Below are 16,591 nucleotides of genomic sequence, written 5' to 3'. Positions count from 1 at the left end.
GCAAGCCCTTCGTACAAATCCCCATAGCACAGCCGACCCAAAAGAACTAACCCCGCGATTTCCCGCCTGAGCGCTTCTCTGACGCCGGGAAACCCATCGCGCAACTCCCCCGCCAGCATGCGGCGTCCGAGAAACCTGCATCTTTCGTTGAATCCGCTGCGCCACGCGCGAATGGCGGCTTTGTCGTTAGCTCTTCGAGTGTCATTTCGCTCGATCCCGCAAAGGACCGCGAAGAACAGCTTTTTTAACATAGTTTGGCTTACACCAATTAACTCAGGTTTAGGAAAGCATTTTGCACTGGTGTCACTGTGCCCTTATCCGCCTCAAGCCACGCTCTTTTTGCAAGGCCCAAAGAAACTTTAGTAGAGACCTGCGACCTTTGCCCTGAGTTTGACCAGTGACGCTACGATGTCGATTGTGGGCGTTGAGACCCCTGTAAGTTGTCCTAGTTCTTGCACTGAAGTTACTAAGGCATCAATTTCCATCGGTCGGCGCAACTCCAAATCCTGCCACATAGAAGTCTTGTGCGCACCGACAGCCGCTCCACCGTCGATCCGTTTTTCAACATCTATCGGGAATTTTACACCAAGATTCTCACCGATTTCCTGAGCCTCAAGCATCATCCCGCGAGCCACGGAGCGTGAGCCTTGGTCGCTACACAAGACATCAAGTGTTGAGTGGGTAAGAGCTGAAATCGGGTTGAACGACAGATTGCCCCATAGCTTCAGCCAAATTTCGTCTCGAATTCTCGGTCTTACGGGCGCACGCAAGCCGGCGGCGGACAGCGCAGCAGAAAGCTTGGCAGCACGGCCGGATTTAGAACCATCGGGCTCGCCCAACGAAAAACGATTGCCCTCAACATGCTTGATTGATCCCGGGGCAATGACCTCGGCGGCTGGATAAACAACACATCCAAGCACCCGGTCCGGCCCGAAACCGTTCCATTGCACGTCTCCCGGATCGACAGATGACAATCTAGTCCCCTCGAAGGGTCCGCCCAGCTTGTGGAAATACCACCAGGGTACCCCGTTCACTCCGCTCACTATTGTTGTTTCTGCCCCAATCAGCGGCTGCATTGAGTCCACAACTGCTGGAACGGAATGCGCTTTCAGTGTGATAAAGACATAGTCTTGTGGGCCGAGATCGGCGGCATTGTCCGAGGCGCGTATTGGCACGTTGATCGGGTCCAGCCCATCCTCATGGAGAGTCAGCCCTTTTTCTTGCATTGCAGCCAGATGTGGGCCACGCGCAATGACACTGACGTCGACGTCAGTCTGCGCGAGTTTCGCGGCAACGTAACCTCCGACAGCTCCGGCACCAAAGATGCAAACTTTCATCTGTCTAAGCCTTTGCCAGTCCCAATTTAGCGGCCAGCCCGATCCTTTGTATCTTACCAGTCGCGCCTTTTGGTATCTCATCGAGAATGACCACTGAAGTCGGCACCTTGAACTTTGCGAGCCGTGCGCCAACGAAATCCCGGACTTCCTGACCTGCAATCGCCGCTCCTTCTGAGAGCACCACCGCCGCTGCTATGTCTTCGCCCAGTTTTTCGTGGGGAACGGCGAAACAAACTGCCTGCGCAACGTCCGGGTGGCTCAGAAGCACGGCGTCAACTTCAAGCGGGCTGATTTTTTCTCCGCCGCGATTGATAAGCTCTTTAAGGCGTCCGGTCAGTCGCAGATAATTCTCTTCGTCGAACGACCCTTGGTCACCGGTGCGGAACCAGAGTTTTCCATCCGATTCAAAGAAATTGTCTGCATTTGCCTGCGGGTTGCTCTCATACCCAGGGGTCACGTTCGGACCGCTGATAACGATTTCTCCGACATCACGCGAAGCGATCAATACATTTTCCGTTTCGTCTGCAATTCTGACTTCGGGACCCGCTGCTACTCCGACGTATCCGGGCTTTTGCTTTTGTGGAGGAAGCGGGTTGCAACACATTTGATGCGCGGCCTCAGTCATACCGTAGGCCTCGATTACAGGCGCATTGAATGTCGCCACCAACTCTTCCATTACCGGCGCGGGCAACGACGCAGAAGAAGACCGCAAGAACCGCAATGGCGATTGCTCAATGACAGATTGGTTTCGGGCGGCTCGGGCAAGAATAGCTTGGTGCATTGTCGGAACTGCTGTGTACCATGTCGGATCAACCTCAGCGACCTGCGAAAAAAAGCTGAAAGCGTTGAACCCAGGGGTGCAGCTAATTTGCGATCCAGCGCTTAATGAAGCGGCGACGGCCGCGATCAGCCCATGGATATGAAACAGAGGCATTATACTTAGACAACGATCGTCTGTCGTCAGCTTCAAAGACGAAGCCACGTTCCGCGCCGACGAATAGATATTGGCCTGCGTCAAAGGAACGATTTTAGGGCGCGACGTTGTTCCTGATGTGTGGAGTATCAGGGCGACGTCATCTTCGCCCGGCGCTGATGTATCAGCCACTCCGATTGGGTCACAGGACAAAACGGAAAACTGTCCAGCTGGACGAGAACTATCACTAGTAGCGCGCAAGATGGCCACACCCAGTTCAGTCGCCGCTTGAACGGCTGGGCCATTTTCGTTTTCGCTGACAAGAAGAGCCTTGGCTTTCAGGTCTTTTAGATAGAAGACGTATTCTTCGAAAGTATACGCAGGGTTTAAAGGCGCCGTCGTCGCCACTTGGGCGACGGATATGAATGCCGTCGCCATCTCTGGTCCGTTGGGCAACACAATTGCCACCCTGTCGCCGCGCCCTATTCCGATCTGATGCAGATCTTCTTTGACCTTCGCACAATGCTCGCGCAAACCAAGGTAGCTCAACCAAGACCGGCCAGGGGCGCCAATGGCATTTGCTGTGTCTGCGTGGTGTGCGATCAATTCAGCGACTAAATGGTGCATCTGTTATCCGTTTACATACGCATCGGTTTCTTTCGCAGAGTAAGGTTGCTGCAGCAGGTCCTAAGTTACGCGAACGGTCAGACTACCCAGCTTGTCGACGAACAAGACCATGACATCCCCACGGTTGACGGGACCAACACCAGACGGTGTCCCTGAAAGGATAACGTCACCGGCCGCAAGCTCGAAGTAGTCGCTCAGGTACGAGATCATCTCGGGGACTTTCCAGATCATCTGGTGCAAGTCTCCTTCCTGACGAATTTCACCATTCACCGTCAGCGTAATTGGACCTCTATCAAGATGCCCGACTTCTGACACCTGGTGAATTGGTCCGCACGGCGCTGAGCGCTCGAACGCCTTACCAATTTCCCAAGGGCGGCCCATTTTTTTCATCTGTCCTTGCAGGTCGCGGCGGGTCATATCAAGCGAAAGCCCGTACCCAAAGACATGATCCAGTGCATCATCCACCGAGATATTCGTGCCGCCGGATTTGAGCGCGACATACATTTCAGCTTCGTGATGCACATCAGAACTGTGCGGGGGGTAAGGAAACTCGCCAGAAGGGTCTAAGTTGTTTGGGTTCTTTTGAAAGAAAAACGGGGGTTCCCGGTCCGGGTCATGGCCCATTTCAATTGCATGCGCCGCGTAGTTTCGCCCAATGCAGTAGACACGACGGACCGGGAACGAGCCGCCCCCCGCTACGGGTATTACATGCACCTCCGGCGCGGGAATGACATGATCGGACATCGCTTTCCTCCTGAACGTTTGATTGCCATAGATCGGATTTCCAAACGGTCAGACACATTCCGATCAATGCCACGTCACATTCAAATGGACGTAGCCGCTTACCAAGTCATCGCCAAAATCCACGCTATTTTGCAAGAGCCACGACTTTAATCTGGCCCGACCATTTCCCAAATTGGTTGGGTTTTGGCGTTGCCTCAATCGTCGGACTGGATGCTCTTTGGCAGCACACGCGAATAAACCGATTTCAAGTGATCTACCATGGCGCTGGCCGCAAGCTCGCCATCACCCTTTGCTATGGCTGACACGATCACATCATGTTCACTAAAACTGGAATAATCTTCTGCGGGCCTCGAAGTCTCCCGTGGCTGCCCCCAAACAATTGATCTTCGAACCGAATTCAAAGTCTCAAAGAAGTATAGAAAGAGCTGGTTTCGAGTAGAGCGGGCTATGGCGTAGTGCAAATTGTTGTCCCACGCTTCGTACGTGCGCCAGTCTTCTGCAGTGCGGCATTTGTCCGCGCAAAGCCTCATTTGCTCACGATCCGAACGGGTGGAATGGGACGCTGCGAGGCGGCTAAGCTGCGGTTCGATCGTAAATCGTACGGATACAACTTGTTCAGGTTTTATTTGGTTACCCAAATAGGTTACGTCGGTAAGGTTAAGAACCGGCCTGGAACCGACGAAAGTTCCCCGCCCCACATGGCGCCAGATAAGCCCCTGCGCCTCAAGCTCTGCCAACGCTCTTCGCAACTGATTGCGGGTTGTCCCAAGCGTTGAACAGAGATCGCGTTCAGGCGGCAGCCGGTCGTTGTGCCGGTATCCAGCATTGTTAATCAGGTCTCGTACGCGTTGCGCGAGTTCGGTTGGAGCGCTCATATCCCCGCCCAATTTGGTGATTGGTTGATTGATTGAAACGCCAAGTCGGAAAAAACTCAAGGGTAAGAGGAAAGCCAATAACGAGTCGCCGGACGGAATCCGCGACCAGAGCTTGACATCAGGACGAGGGAGGAGTGCCGAGTGCGGTTAGCAACTGTTTCCGTAGAGGGCCGTGCCGTTTGCGTGGCAATACTTGCCGATGGCAGTAGATTGGATGTTCTGCGCGCAGCACAAATGCATGACAAGGCGTTGGACGCCAGTTCAATGCAGCAGTTGATCGCGGGCGGCGAGGCTACGCTTGGAACGTTGAAAACCCTCGTTTCGTCGTCCGAAGAAGGCGAACTCAAGGGCGTGTTGGCTCCCGCTGATGCGCCGTTGTTGGCTCCCATTCCTGATCCACGCAAAAACGTGTTCTGTGTCGGGCGCAACTACGCTGAACACATTGCCGAGGGTGATCGGGCACAAAACCAAAAAGTTGGTGTGACGGAGCATCCGGTTTTCTTCACAAAGCCACCGACCTCTATCGTGGCACCTGACGCAGACATTTTGATTTTTCCGAACGTTTCGCAAGCCATCGACTATGAAGTTGAACTGGCAATTGTGATCGGAAAGTCAGGGCGTAACATAGCTAAGGCTGACGCGTACGACCATGTATTCGGCTACACGATCCTCAACGACATCACCGCCCGTGACATCCAACGCCGGCACGGTGGTCAGTACTTCAAAGGCAAGGGTTTAGATGGGTCTTGCCCACTGGGTCCCTTCATAGTGACCGCTGATACAATCAGCGATCCGCACGCTTTATCAATTGGACTAACGATCAACGGTGAACAGCGCCAAAACGGAAGCACGTCGGACATGATTTTCGACATTCCAACGCTGATCGCATCCCTGTCGGAGGGCATGACCCTGGAACCTGGCGACGTTATCGCGACCGGTACGCCGTCTGGCGTCGGGTATGCGATGGACCCTCCACAGTTCCTGAAAGACGGGGATGTCGTGGTTTGTGCAATTTCAGAAATCGGCACGCTCAGGAATACCGTGCGCGCCGTTTAAGTGGCTCCTGCATAGCTGAATCTGCGGGTTGCCAACCATGAAAGGGAGGAAGACTACAATGATGAACAGAAGGACATTCACAGCGTCCTTGCTTTCTGCGATCCCGGTAGCAGGAGCACTAGGAACAAAGGCTTTTGCACAAGACTTGCGAGAAATCACCTTCGTGCAGCCAAGCCCCTCGGCAATCAATTCATTTCCGGTTTTTGTCGCCATTGGCGAAGGGTATTTCGCAGATGAAGGTTTGGATGTGACCGTCGAGGCGATCAACGGCTCGGGAGCCGTGCTTCAGGCATTATCCGCCGGACAGGCGCACTTTGGTCGCCCAGGACCTGGCCCACTGATTGCAGCACGGTCGCGCGATGTGGATGCCGTTCACATCTACAACGTTGCGGCGCGCAGCAACTTCGGCATCGCGGTGCCGGAAGATTCTGAAGTCCAAAGCGTTGAAGAATTGCGCGGAAAGGTGATCGGAACCGGCACCGCCGACGGTGCCGAAGTGGGTTTTGCACGCAACGTCTTGACAGGTGCCGGTATGAAAGAAGGCGAGGACTTCACATTCCTTACAGTCGGCGACGGTGGCCCAGCAACTGCAGCATTCCTGAACGGTGAAATCGACGCCTACTCTGCCTCGACAGCAGATACAGCAATCCTGAACCAACGCGGAATGAAGGTGCGTGACATAACGCCTGCGGAATTCGGGCGTTTTTTCGGAAACGGTATCGCAACTATGGCCGATACAATCGCCAACGACCGCGAATTGGTCGAAGCCTGGAGTCGCGCCTTCGCACGTGGGCATGCCTTTGCGCTCGATGATGCCAACCGCGAAGCCGTGTTGAAGCATCTGGCCGACGGCAATCCACAGGAAGGCGAGGACAAGGAGTTCCAGTCAGCGCTGTTCGATGCGGTACGCTCGAAAACCATAGCAGCGGATCCAAGCAATGGTCTGGGATGGTATCCCGCCGAAGTCTGGCAAGAATGGCAAGACGCGCTGGTCGCGGGGGGTGAGATTCCGGGGCCACTTGACGACCTGAGCGCTGCTTGGACCAATGAGTTTGCTGCCATTGGCAACGAGGCCGCCAGCAAATGAACGCTGTAGTCACCCATGAGTTTTCCGGCGCGCCCTTGGGCACGCCGGTCTACGAGTTGACACATGTAAGCAAGACCTACGCACGCAATCTGGTTGTCGCTCTTGAGGACATTAACCTGACGCTTCGGAAAGGAAGCTTCACATCTGTCATCGGGTCCAGCGGGTGCGGCAAATCAACTCTGCTCAAGATCATGGCGGGTCTAATCCCGCCCACAAAGGGGCGAGTGATCCTTCAGGGCAAACCAGTCACTGGGACCCGCCGGGACATCGGTATGATGTTTCAGCAAGCGACGCTTTTTCCCTGGAAAACGGCCGTAGAAAACATCGTCTTGCCGATTGAGATACGCGATGGAAAGGCAGCAGCCAAGCAAGCCATGGCAAAGGCGCACGAACTTTTGGACGTCGTAGGCTTGAATGGGTTTGAAAACGTATATCCGAACGAATTGTCGGGCGGGATGGCGCAACGCGCATCGATCTGTCGAATGCTGATAACCGAACCAGCCGTGCTTTTGTTGGACGAACCGTTCAGCGCTCTCGACGAGTTGTCGCGCGACATGATGAATATGGAGTTGCAGCGGATTTGCCGGGAACAGGAAGCGACCGCGTTTCTTGTGACACACTCCATTCAAGAGGCGGTGATTTTGTCCGATGAAATCGTCGTGTTGAAGCCACGTCCAGGCAGGATTGCTGAAATTGTTGAAGTCGACCTGCCTCGCCCGCGCACGCTCGATATGATGACGACTCCTAAGTTCGGCGCTATTGTAGACTACATTCGCAGCCTCCTCGATAAGGGAGAAGAAATGTGAGCCAAGTTCAGGATTACTCGCCTTCCGCAAAGGACGCTGGCACCGCAGAAGACACTGTTTGGGAGCAGAAAGTTCACTTTATCGACTCGGTTCCCCGTTGGATTGCGATGACGTTTGTTTTCGTCGTTTTCGTAGGCACCTGGCAGATTGTGACGAGCCTGGGGCTTGTATCGCCGATCATCCTGCCTACCCCGATGGAGACCCTTAGGGACATGATATTCGTCGGACAAAACCTTTTGACCGGAGGTTACATGCTGGGTGCGCTTTGGATCACTTTCAAAGAGGTCATCTATGGCTTTGCCTTGGCAATCGCGATCGGTTTTTCGCTTGGCGTGCTGGTCGGGGAAACCGCATTTGGCGAAAAGGCGGTGATGCCTTACCTCGTGGCCATCGACACCATGCCAAAAGTCGCGTTCGCCCCGCTGTTTGTGGCGTGGCTGGGGTTCGGCATTGAATCCAAGGTGGCACTTGCCGCCTTTATCGCAACATTTCCAATCGTGGTTGGTACTGCGGCTGGGCTACACGCCGCGGACGAAAATGCGCGCATGTTGTTCAAGACAATGGGTGCGAGCCGGATGCAGACATTGATCAAAATGAAGCTGCCGACCGGATTGCCGCAGATATTCACTGGCCTCAAGATCGGAGCAGTCGGCGTTATGGCAGGTGCGATAACAGGGGAATTCCTGGGCGGTGGAAAGGGATTTGGTGAACTCATCCGTGTTGCAGCCTCGCAGCTCAACACTCCGCGCGTGTTCTCCTTGATCCTGTATCTAAGCCTCGTTGGTCTCGCTGTATTTGCGTCAGTGGTTTGGACACAGCGTAAGCTGGTGTTCTGGCACAAAGAGCAGGTTGGCAGAGATGACTTCTGAGCCTGTGGAGATAAATTGCCAGACCTTGCGTGAATTTGTGGCGAGCGCGCTCGAAACACGAGGTGTGCCAGAAGCCGATGCGGACAGGGTGGCCTCGCTGATGGTTGAGGCCGACATATTCGGCTATGGCACTCACGGGGTTTTTCGCCTGCGCCAGTACCTTGCCAGGTTGGCAGGGGGCGGGTGCAACGCCACACCAAACGTCACCATAGAACATGAAACCGTCGCAACCGCGTTGATTGACGGCGATGACGGCCTTGGTCACCTGGCTATGGCCGCGGCACGTGATCTTGCCATAGAAAAGGCAAAAGAGGCCGGCATCGGATGGGTTGGTGTTCGGCGCGGCAATCATTCAGGACCACTGGCACTTTATGTACGCCCGCAAGCCGAGGCTGGGTTGCTTGGCATGGCCGCGGCAGTGGGCAGTGCGAACCACGTTCCACCCTATGGCGGAAGCGACTTGCTTCTTGGCACCAATCCCATCGCATTCTCTGCCCCTGCCGATGGCCAGGACCCGTTTGTGTTCGATATGGCGACGACTGTTGCCGCGATGGGTAAGATCAAAACCCTTTTGCAGCAAGGCGAACCTATGCCCGAAGGTTGGATGGTTGGGCGTGATGGCAATCCGTTAACGGACCCTGCCCGCAAATCAGAAGGGTTTCTTTTGCCGATCGGAGGTCCGAAGGGTTTCGGCCTTTCCGTGGCTATCGGGTTGATGGCCGGGGTGCTGAATGGTGCGGCATTCGGCTCTGACGTGGTCAATTTCACCTCGGACACAACTTCATCCACAAACACCGGCCAGTTCGTTATGGCGCTCAATCCGGCAGCCTTTGGGATGGGCAATGACTTTGCTTCTAACGCAGCCCGCGTCTTCTCCGAAATGCGCGCATCCGTCCCCCTGCCCGGTCATGACCCGGTGCGCCTGCCCGGAGACGGCAAAACGGCCGCCGCAGAGGCCCGCCGCAAAGACGGTGTGAGGCTGAACCCCGCTCTTTGTCGAGACCTAAACAAACTTGCCGAGGACTGTGGGTTATCCCCTCTGTTTCCTAGTCTCAGCGCCGACTAGCAGCGCATCCGTGGGAAGCTGATAGGCGCTTTTGATGAGAGTTTAGCGAGGTGTCTCGTCCTCTGCCTCCAGCGCTTTCACAAGAGCAGAAAGCTTGTTCATCATGTGAAGCTTCATGGTTTTTCCTAGCCCATCTGCATCGCGGGCTTTAAGCAACTCCATCATGGCTTCATGTTCATCAATTGCCTGCGCCCAGCGTTCGTCCGACAAGTTGGCCATAAAACGTGCACGGCGGACCCGCGCGGCTAAAAGCTTGTGGTGGTTTTCCAAAATGTCGTTTCGCGCGCCCTGAATAAGTGCCTGATGGATCTCCTGATTGGCTTTGAAATACGCCTGCCGATCACGCGCCTCGTACGCACTCAGCATATCCTTGTGGCTACTTTCAATCCGTTGAAATTCTGCGGCGTCTACCTGCTGACAGGCCAGTTCACCCACAAGTTGCTCAAGCGCTGCGAGTACTGGAAACGTGTTCTCCAATTCTTCTCTCGTTACACTCGCAACGCGAGCACCACGATTGGCCTGAAGCACCACGAAACCTTCTGATGCAAGAACCTTTAAGGCTTCTCTCAGTGGTGTCCGTGAAACACCCAAGGAGTCACAAAGCTGTTTCTCGGGCACTTTTTCACCCGGCTTCAACACATCCTCTACAACAAGATTGCGCAAGCGTTCGACCAGCTCTTCATGTAACGTCGTGCGCTTGATGCTGTCCGTCAGATTCATTGCCACTTCCTATTCATCAAGTGCCATTTCCAGCAGGCGCGCGACATGCATGGGCTGTCGCAGGGTACCCTCAGTGATTTGGTGCCGGCACGATGTTCCATCCGCCACAATAATTGCATCCGCAGGTGCCTTTTCCAAAGCTGGAAACAGGTCGAGCTTTGCCATCTTGATCGAGACATCGATAGTTTCGGGCGCGTATCCAAATGCCCCGGCCATACCACAACAACTGCTTTCAATCATGTGAACCTGCGCCTCGGGGATACGCTTCAGAAGATCAAGCATCGGTGTGACGGCATCGTGCGCTTTCTGGTGGCAATGCCCATGCACATAGATCGGGCGATCCAACCGTTTCAGAGGCACTTCGGGCTGCCTGACCAGAAATTCCTCAAAGGTATGAGTGGCGTTGGATACCATTTCCGTATCCCGCCCCGTGCAAAGAGCCAAGTATTCGTCCCGGAAAGTGAGGATAGAGGAAGGTTCGAGACCGACTAATGGTATGCCCTGTGCTACTGCCGCTCGTGTCGCGCCAATCACGCGCTGTGCCTCGCGACGCGCCTCTTCCACGCGACCCACAGCCAAAAGAGTGCGCCCGCAATCCAGCGGCCTTCCAGTATGGTCATCCCGTGCTACGGCGACCCGCAGTCCTAGCGCACGCAGGACCCGGACCGCGGCGCGTAGATTGTCAGGCTCGAAATACCGGTTGAACACATCGGCAAACAGAAGAACCTGCGGATCTGCGTCCTGAGCCTCGGCATCACGGAACGGTTCCGAAGACCACACTGGCAGGTCACGTCGCGCCGAAATTCCAGTCGGTTTTTCCAGTAGTTTGCGCAAAGGACCAATTTTATTCCGGGCATTCACAAGCCACGCAACTTTTGCTGCTTTTGGTGCATATCGGGGCAGATAAGCTATTAATTTATCTGCCAAAGTCAGCCCATCTTTTTTGCGCTTCGCTGAAAGCACTTCGATCTTCATGCGGGCCATATCGACGCCAGTCGGGCATTCACGCGCGCAAGCCTTGCAAGACACACAGTACTTCATCGTGTCCTGCATTGCGTCTGAAGTTAAACCGCCCGGCAACTGCCCGCTGATGGCAAAACGCAATGTGTTTGCCCGCCCACGTGTGGCATCACGTTCGTTTCGGGTCGCGCGGAAGGAGGGGCACATAACTCCGCCCTTAAGCTTGCGACACGCACCGTTGTTATTACACATCTCGACGGCACCCTGGAATCCTCCTCCAGCACCCGGCCAAGCCGACCAATCCAACGCCGTCTCAAATTCCGGAACTGAATAGTCCGGGCCGTAGCGGAATAGGCGGCGATCATCCATGGCAGGCGCGTGCACGATTTTACCGGGGTTCATTAGCCCATCGGGATCGAACCGGTCTTTAACCTCTTCAAACGCAGAAACGATACGCGGGCCAAACATCTTGCCATGAAACTCTGATCGCACGATCCCATCACCGTGTTCGCCTGAATGAGACCCCTTGTACCTCTTGACCAGATCAAAGGTTTCTTCGGCAATCGCTTTCATAGTCCGGACGTCCTTATCCTGCCGCATGTTCAGGACAGGGCGAACATGTAAACACCCGACGGAAGCATGCGCGTACCATGTCCCCTTTGTGCCGTACCGAGCAAAAATTTCGGTCAGGCCAGCGGTGTAATCGGCGAGATCAGGCAACGGGACGGCGCAGTCTTCAACGAACGAGATCGGTTTACCCGCCTCTTTCATCGACATCATGACGTTCAACCCAGATTTTCTGTATTCCGCGATCGAGTTTTGCAATTTGGTATCTGTAACTGAAACAACCCCGCCCCAACGGGTTTCAGTTCCGCTGAAAGCAAACCCGAGATCTCCCATCAGTTGGGAAAGCTCGACCAGTTTTGCGGCATTGGCCTCAGCGCTACCCTCAGCGAATTCTACCAGCAGCAGGGCTTCGGGGTCGCCTTTGACAAACGCCTCAATCGTACTGCGGAACAGCGGGATTTCACGCCCCAATTCAATCATTGTGTCGTCGATCAACTCTACCGCTTGCGGTTTGAGCGTCACGAGGTGCTGCGTAGCCTCCATCGCAGAGCGAAACGTAGGGAAATGACACACGCCGACAACTTTCTCGCCCGGTAAGTGAGCGAGGTTCAGTTCCAATTCAGTGAAATAGGCAAGTGTCCCTTCTGACCCCACTAGCAAATGGGACATGTTGACATCGTTACCTACGAGCGCATCGATATTGTATCCGCCGACACGACGCTGAACTTTGGGAAACTGGGCGTCAATTTCCGAAGCCTCGCGACGCCCCAGAGCACGCATGTCTCCAACAAGATCGGCATAGTCGCCGGGTGCCGCCGTATCGGCGCTGAACCGTGCTTCCATGCCGTCTCTGAGGATTGCACTTATTGCACGGACATTGTCGCGCATGATCCCATAGCGCAGGGATTTTCCGCCTGAAGAGTTGTTGGCTGCCATTCCTCCAAGCGTGCAGCGCGACGCGGTCGAGGGGTCGACGGGAAACCATAGACCATATTGTTTAAGTGACTGGTTCAATTGATCCAGAACAACACCGGCCTGAACACGCGCGACACGGCTCTCAACGTCCACGTCCAGAATTCGATTCAAGTGCTTGGTGTTGTCTAGAATAACGCTTTGATTGACCGTTTGCCCGCATTGCGACGTGCCACCACCGCGCGGAAGAACCGAACATCCTTCGTCGCGCGCAACAGACATCACTGCTTGGATATCTTCTGTGGATCGGGGGGCGACGACGGCGTCCGGTATCATCTGATAAATCGATGCGTCAGTCGCATACCGTGCGCGAGATGCAGGGTCAGCCATCACCTCGCCTTGGACGTCAGACAACAGTCGGCGGTGCAACGATCCATGTTCAAGCATCGGGTTCGCCTTCCCTTCCCAACCAGCCAATTAAAGGCTCCACTTCACCGTTGACTGAATAATGAATTCATAACTAACTTTTGCCAATAGGTAATCGCGCCAGCTATTCGGCGCCAGCGGAAGGATCAGTTCAGATGCGCAAGGCGGGCAGACATTTTTTGCAAATCCCAGGGCCGAGTGCTGTTCCGGAACGCATTCTGAAGACCATAAGCATGCAGACCATCGACCACCGAGGACCCGATTTCGCAGAAGTCGGGAACAAGGCCCTCGCTGGGATAAAAACGATTTTCAAGACCGAACAGAACGTCTTTATCTACCCTTCATCCGGTACAGGCGCGTGGGAAGCTGCGCTTGTGAACACAGTGTCTTCCGGCGAAAAGGTTCTCATGTACGAAACAGGACATTTCGCGTTCATGTGGTGTAACTTGGCTGGAAAAATTGGGTTGCAGCCAGAGTTGATTGAAGGGGATTGGCGTGGCGGTGCGGACCCCAATCAGATCGAAGACCGCTTACGCGCGGACAGTCGGCGCGAGATCAAGGCGGTATGCGTCGTCCACAATGAAACTTCTACAGGGTCTGTCTCGCCTATTGAGGACGTGCGCAGGGCTATGGACGCTGCACAACACCCTGCCCTCCTTATGGTGGACTCAATCTCCGGCCTTGCATCGATCGATTTCAGGTTCGATGACTGGGGCGTAGATGTCTGCGTCTCAGGTTCGCAAAAGGGACTGATGCTACCGCCTGGTCTGAGCTTCAATGCTGTAAGTAATCGGGCGTTGGAACATTCGAAATCCGTGACCACGCCACGCAGCTATTGGGATTGGCAGGATATGGTCGGGCCAAACCAGAAAGGGTTTTTCCCTTATACCCCCGGCACCAATCTTCTTTACGGATTAATTGAGGCCATCGATATGCTGCATGAAGAAGGACTGGACAACGTATTCGCCCGGCATGCCCGCCACGGAGCCGCGACTCGAGCTGCCGTGCAAGCATGGGGTCTCGAGGTACTGTGTGCTCGCCAAGGTCAGGAATCGGGCGTCCTGACCGCTGTCAAAGTCCCTGAAGGGCACTCTGCGGACGCCTTCCGCGCGACAGCGCTGGAGCACTATGACATCTCACTTGGAAATGGCCTGTCGAAAGTGGCCGACAAGGTTTTTCGAATAGGTCACTTGGGGGATTTCAACGACCTGATGTTGATGGGCACACTCTCAGGCGTAGAAATGGGACTCGCCAAAAGCGGCGTGCCGCACAATAAAGGCGGTACTCAGGCTGCATTGGAATATCTCAAGGCCGCGTAGCGCTGGACAACGTCTCCAAAAACGCCACAAGGTCTGTGATCTCCTGTCCCGTCAAATTCAGTTCGGAAAGTACCGCCTCGCCATCAGCGTGAAGCCTTTCCGTATCGATTTCGCTGTAGTGTCGGACCACGGCATCCAGAGCATCCAGGCTGCCGTCATGCATGTAGGGGGCGGTTTCGACCACACCTCGCAGGCTGGGCGTACGAAAGATTCCAAAATCAGAATGGCTCCGTCGCACATTTCGGACCGCCCACGCACCTTGCTTTTCCAGATCGTCAGTCCAGTCTCCGTCCAATGTGTAAGGGCTGGAGAGTAGAAAATTCAGTCCTCCGAACCGGCCTTCGTCGACCTTTGTCTTGCTCAGAAAATACGGTACGCCAGCGTCGTGGAATTCGTTGTTGGAAAATCTCGGGCCATTATGGCAGAACGCGCAATTCCCGCGCCCCAGGAAGAGCTGAAGACCTCGCTGGGCAGCCTCGGGGTAGTTCGCAGCCTCCGCCAGATCGCTGCGCTCCAACGCGTCGCGAAAATCGTCAAATTGTGTCCGCTCGGTTACCAGCGTTTCCAGATAAGCTGATAGGGCTTTGGCAATCTTTACCAACACCAGCTCGGGGTTTTGGCTTTCAATGTCGCCAAAAATATCCTCAAAATCATTGACATAGGGACTTTCAGAAATGGCCCTCTTCAGGCTTTCCTTACTGTGCGCCATCTCTTGTTCTTCGATGATCGGATGCAAGCTGGCGGCCCAAAGATTATCACTCTTTCCGCCCCACCCGTACCATCGCAGACCAGCCAGGTTCCGCAGCGATGGCGTATTCCGATCCAAAAGCACGCGACCGAACGCACGCGGATCGAGCGTGGTAAATGCCTGCTCGGGGTTGTGACAACTTGCACAGGCTAATGCACCGTCAATCGACAACACCGGATCATCGAAAAGTGCAGCACCCAGAGCAATCGCTCGGGGATCGTTTGAACCCCTATTGCTTGGATCCGGCTGGATTGGTGGCGGCCACGGCCCGAAGGACAACGTTTGTTGGATCTCGTCTTCTGACAGCAAGACCTCGGCACGCACTACACTCGTTAATGCCACGAACGCGACTGTCACCCACAGCTTCATTTCAACGCTAAGTCAGAAGTGTAGGATACCGTTTGCCCGTTGTACTCGACGTCCACTTGTAGCTCCCACTTTCCCGGCATGTGAAACAGCATATCATCGATACGGAACACGTCGTCGCCTATTGCAGTGACGACTGGAAGGTAGTTCATCCCGTGTTGGTGAGCAGGCATGACTGCATCGACACGCATTTCACTTACGGCAGTTTCACCACACACCGTGAGGAGTATCGAAAACGGCTGGGCCAACGGAATTTCGTCGACAGCCACATGCACCGCAGGTGCGTTCTGAGTTTCTGTACTCATCCGTTGCCCCGTCGCCTCACAAGCGATGGCCGCGCCAGAAGATGCCAGAAACCAGACGAGCCAGCGGATCATTCCGATGCCAGCAAACGTTCTGCGTTGGCATACGCGATGTTGTCCGCGATCTGGTCTGGAAGCAAATCCAGCCATTCGCGTGAAAAATCTGCATGCGGACCAACGTAGTACCAACGCTCTGGTGCAAACGTATCGGTCCCGACCATGAACCGATCAGGATGCGCTTCGAACGCAGCTTGCCAATCCGGATCGACACGGCCGCGCGAGACCATATCGGAACGGAACGCCAGATCGGCCCAAAGCCGGGGATACGCGTTCAAAGCGTCGACCACCTTCCCCGGATCGTCAAAACCTGAGTGGGCCCACAATACCCGAGCCTCCGGCCAGGTTTCGAAAATCAGGTCTACCGCCTCGCGATCACCATGGTGGTGCAGAATTAGGTTCCGCTCTTTGGCCAGCGCGATCATGTGCTGGATGACTGGCGTCTTAATGTCATTTCCATAGGCGTGAAATTCACCGATGGCTTCGTAGTCATTCTTCGCCAGCTTTGCTTCCAGATAGTCGATAACTGTTTCGTCGTGCATCCAGGTGTTGATCTCACCGCGACGACGATAAGGGCGAAGTGCCGGAACAACGATATCCGGCGCTGCAGCCAAAAGCAGTTGTGTACCGTTATCATCCGAGCTGGAAACCAGGGCTTTCCGCACGCCTGCATCCCGCAGGATTTTGGCCACTTGCTCAGGCGGAACCAGTTTCACGGCATCATGGCTGTAGTGAATATGCGCATCGAAAATCGGTCGCTCGTCGGCAATGGCCGCTCCGCTGAACAGCGCTGCACCTAAAACGAAGGCGTATTTTCGCACTTCAAGCATCCTC

General features: G+C 54.9%; 16 protein-coding genes. 6 read left to right on the top strand and 10 right to left on the bottom strand.

Features of this window, described 5'->3' with window-relative positions:
- From AB1E34_RS09935 to AB1E34_RS09915, 5 genes are all read right to left on the bottom strand, one after another.
- Positions 1 to 251 (bottom strand): hypothetical protein (locus AB1E34_RS09935; RefSeq protein ID WP_372572175.1); only part of this gene is annotated, 251 nt, incomplete at its 3' end.
- Positions 252 to 359: 108 nt separating this feature from the next.
- Positions 360 to 1,337 (bottom strand): 2-dehydropantoate 2-reductase, encoded by a 978-nt coding sequence (locus tag AB1E34_RS09930; protein WP_372572174.1) that lies wholly within the window; start codon positions 1,335 to 1,337, stop codon positions 360 to 362.
- A 4-nt stretch (positions 1,338 to 1,341) separates the two neighbouring features.
- Positions 1,342 to 2,877: an acyl--CoA ligase gene (locus tag AB1E34_RS09925; RefSeq protein WP_372572173.1), complete on the bottom strand. Its 1,536-nt coding sequence runs from the start codon at positions 2,875 to 2,877 to the stop codon at positions 1,342 to 1,344.
- Between the two features lie 60 nt (positions 2,878 to 2,937).
- Positions 2,938 to 3,621, bottom strand: a complete 684-nt coding sequence (locus AB1E34_RS09920) for a fumarylacetoacetate hydrolase family protein (RefSeq protein WP_372572172.1) — start codon at positions 3,619 to 3,621, stop codon at positions 2,938 to 2,940.
- A 194-nt stretch (positions 3,622 to 3,815) separates the two neighbouring features.
- Positions 3,816 to 4,556: a FadR/GntR family transcriptional regulator gene (locus AB1E34_RS09915; protein WP_372572171.1), complete on the bottom strand. Its 741-nt coding sequence runs from the start codon at positions 4,554 to 4,556 to the stop codon at positions 3,816 to 3,818.
- Positions 4,557 to 4,706: 150 nt separating this feature from the next.
- Here AB1E34_RS09915 and AB1E34_RS09910 point away from each other — a divergent pair, with 150 nt between their 5' ends.
- The 5 genes from AB1E34_RS09910 to AB1E34_RS09890 are packed head-to-tail and all read left to right on the top strand — an operon-like array spanning position 4,707 to position 9,380.
- Complete coding sequence (locus AB1E34_RS09910; protein ID WP_372572170.1) at positions 4,707 to 5,552, top strand: fumarylacetoacetate hydrolase family protein; 846 nt, start codon at positions 4,707 to 4,709, stop codon at positions 5,550 to 5,552.
- Between the two features lie 58 nt (positions 5,553 to 5,610).
- Positions 5,611 to 6,639, top strand: coding sequence for an ABC transporter substrate-binding protein (locus AB1E34_RS09905; protein ID WP_372572169.1), 1,029 nt, complete (start codon positions 5,611 to 5,613; stop codon positions 6,637 to 6,639).
- A complete protein-coding gene (locus tag AB1E34_RS09900) occupies positions 6,636 to 7,445 on the top strand; it encodes an ABC transporter ATP-binding protein (protein WP_372572168.1) in 810 nt (269 codons plus the stop codon). Before AB1E34_RS09905 ends, AB1E34_RS09900 begins: the two co-directional genes overlap by 4 nt.
- Entirely contained in the window at positions 7,442 to 8,314 is an 873-nt protein-coding gene (locus tag AB1E34_RS09895; RefSeq protein ID WP_372572167.1) for an ABC transporter permease, read from the top strand. Before AB1E34_RS09900 ends, AB1E34_RS09895 begins: the two co-directional genes overlap by 4 nt.
- Positions 8,226 to 9,380, top strand: coding sequence for an Ldh family oxidoreductase (locus tag AB1E34_RS09890; RefSeq protein WP_372572166.1), 1,155 nt, complete (start codon positions 8,226 to 8,228; stop codon positions 9,378 to 9,380). Before AB1E34_RS09895 ends, AB1E34_RS09890 begins: the two co-directional genes overlap by 89 nt.
- Positions 9,381 to 9,422: 42 nt before the next feature.
- On the opposite strand, the gene AB1E34_RS09885 is transcribed toward AB1E34_RS09890, so the two are convergent.
- Both AB1E34_RS09885 and AB1E34_RS09880 read right to left on the bottom strand, forming a co-directional pair.
- Positions 9,423 to 10,100, bottom strand: a complete 678-nt coding sequence (locus AB1E34_RS09885) for a GntR family transcriptional regulator (protein WP_372572165.1) — start codon at positions 10,098 to 10,100, stop codon at positions 9,423 to 9,425.
- A gap of 9 nt (positions 10,101 to 10,109) precedes the next feature.
- Entirely contained in the window at positions 10,110 to 13,016 is a 2,907-nt protein-coding gene (locus tag AB1E34_RS09880) for an FAD-binding and (Fe-S)-binding domain-containing protein (RefSeq protein ID WP_372572164.1), read from the bottom strand.
- Between the two features lie 104 nt (positions 13,017 to 13,120).
- Between AB1E34_RS09880 and AB1E34_RS09875 the strand changes: the two genes are divergently transcribed.
- Positions 13,121 to 14,284, top strand: coding sequence for a pyridoxal-phosphate-dependent aminotransferase family protein (locus AB1E34_RS09875; protein ID WP_372572163.1), 1,164 nt, complete (start codon positions 13,121 to 13,123; stop codon positions 14,282 to 14,284).
- Here AB1E34_RS09875 and AB1E34_RS09870 read toward each other — a convergent pair.
- From AB1E34_RS09870 to AB1E34_RS09860, 3 genes are read right to left on the bottom strand one after another with little or no spacing between them, the layout of a single operon-like run.
- On the bottom strand, positions 14,271 to 15,389 hold the full coding sequence (locus AB1E34_RS09870) for a cytochrome-c peroxidase (protein ID WP_372572162.1): 1,119 nt from the start codon (positions 15,387 to 15,389) through the stop codon (positions 14,271 to 14,273). The two genes, AB1E34_RS09875 and AB1E34_RS09870, sit on opposite strands and share 14 nt — an antisense overlap.
- 8 nt (positions 15,390 to 15,397) lie before the next feature.
- On the bottom strand, positions 15,398 to 15,775 hold the full coding sequence (locus tag AB1E34_RS09865) for a hypothetical protein (RefSeq protein ID WP_372572161.1): 378 nt from the start codon (positions 15,773 to 15,775) through the stop codon (positions 15,398 to 15,400).
- On the bottom strand, positions 15,772 to 16,587 hold the full coding sequence (locus AB1E34_RS09860) for an amidohydrolase family protein (protein WP_372572160.1): 816 nt from the start codon (positions 16,585 to 16,587) through the stop codon (positions 15,772 to 15,774). The genes AB1E34_RS09865 and AB1E34_RS09860 overlap by 4 nt, the downstream gene beginning before the upstream one ends.
- Positions 16,588 to 16,591: the final 4 nt, after the last annotated feature.

The organism is Ruegeria jejuensis (genome assembly GCF_041537905.1).
Lineage (GTDB): Bacteria > Pseudomonadota > Alphaproteobacteria > Rhodobacterales > Rhodobacteraceae > Ruegeria_C.
The sequence above is the reverse complement of the archived record's forward strand: the minus strand, read 5'-3'. Positions and strand labels throughout refer to the sequence as shown.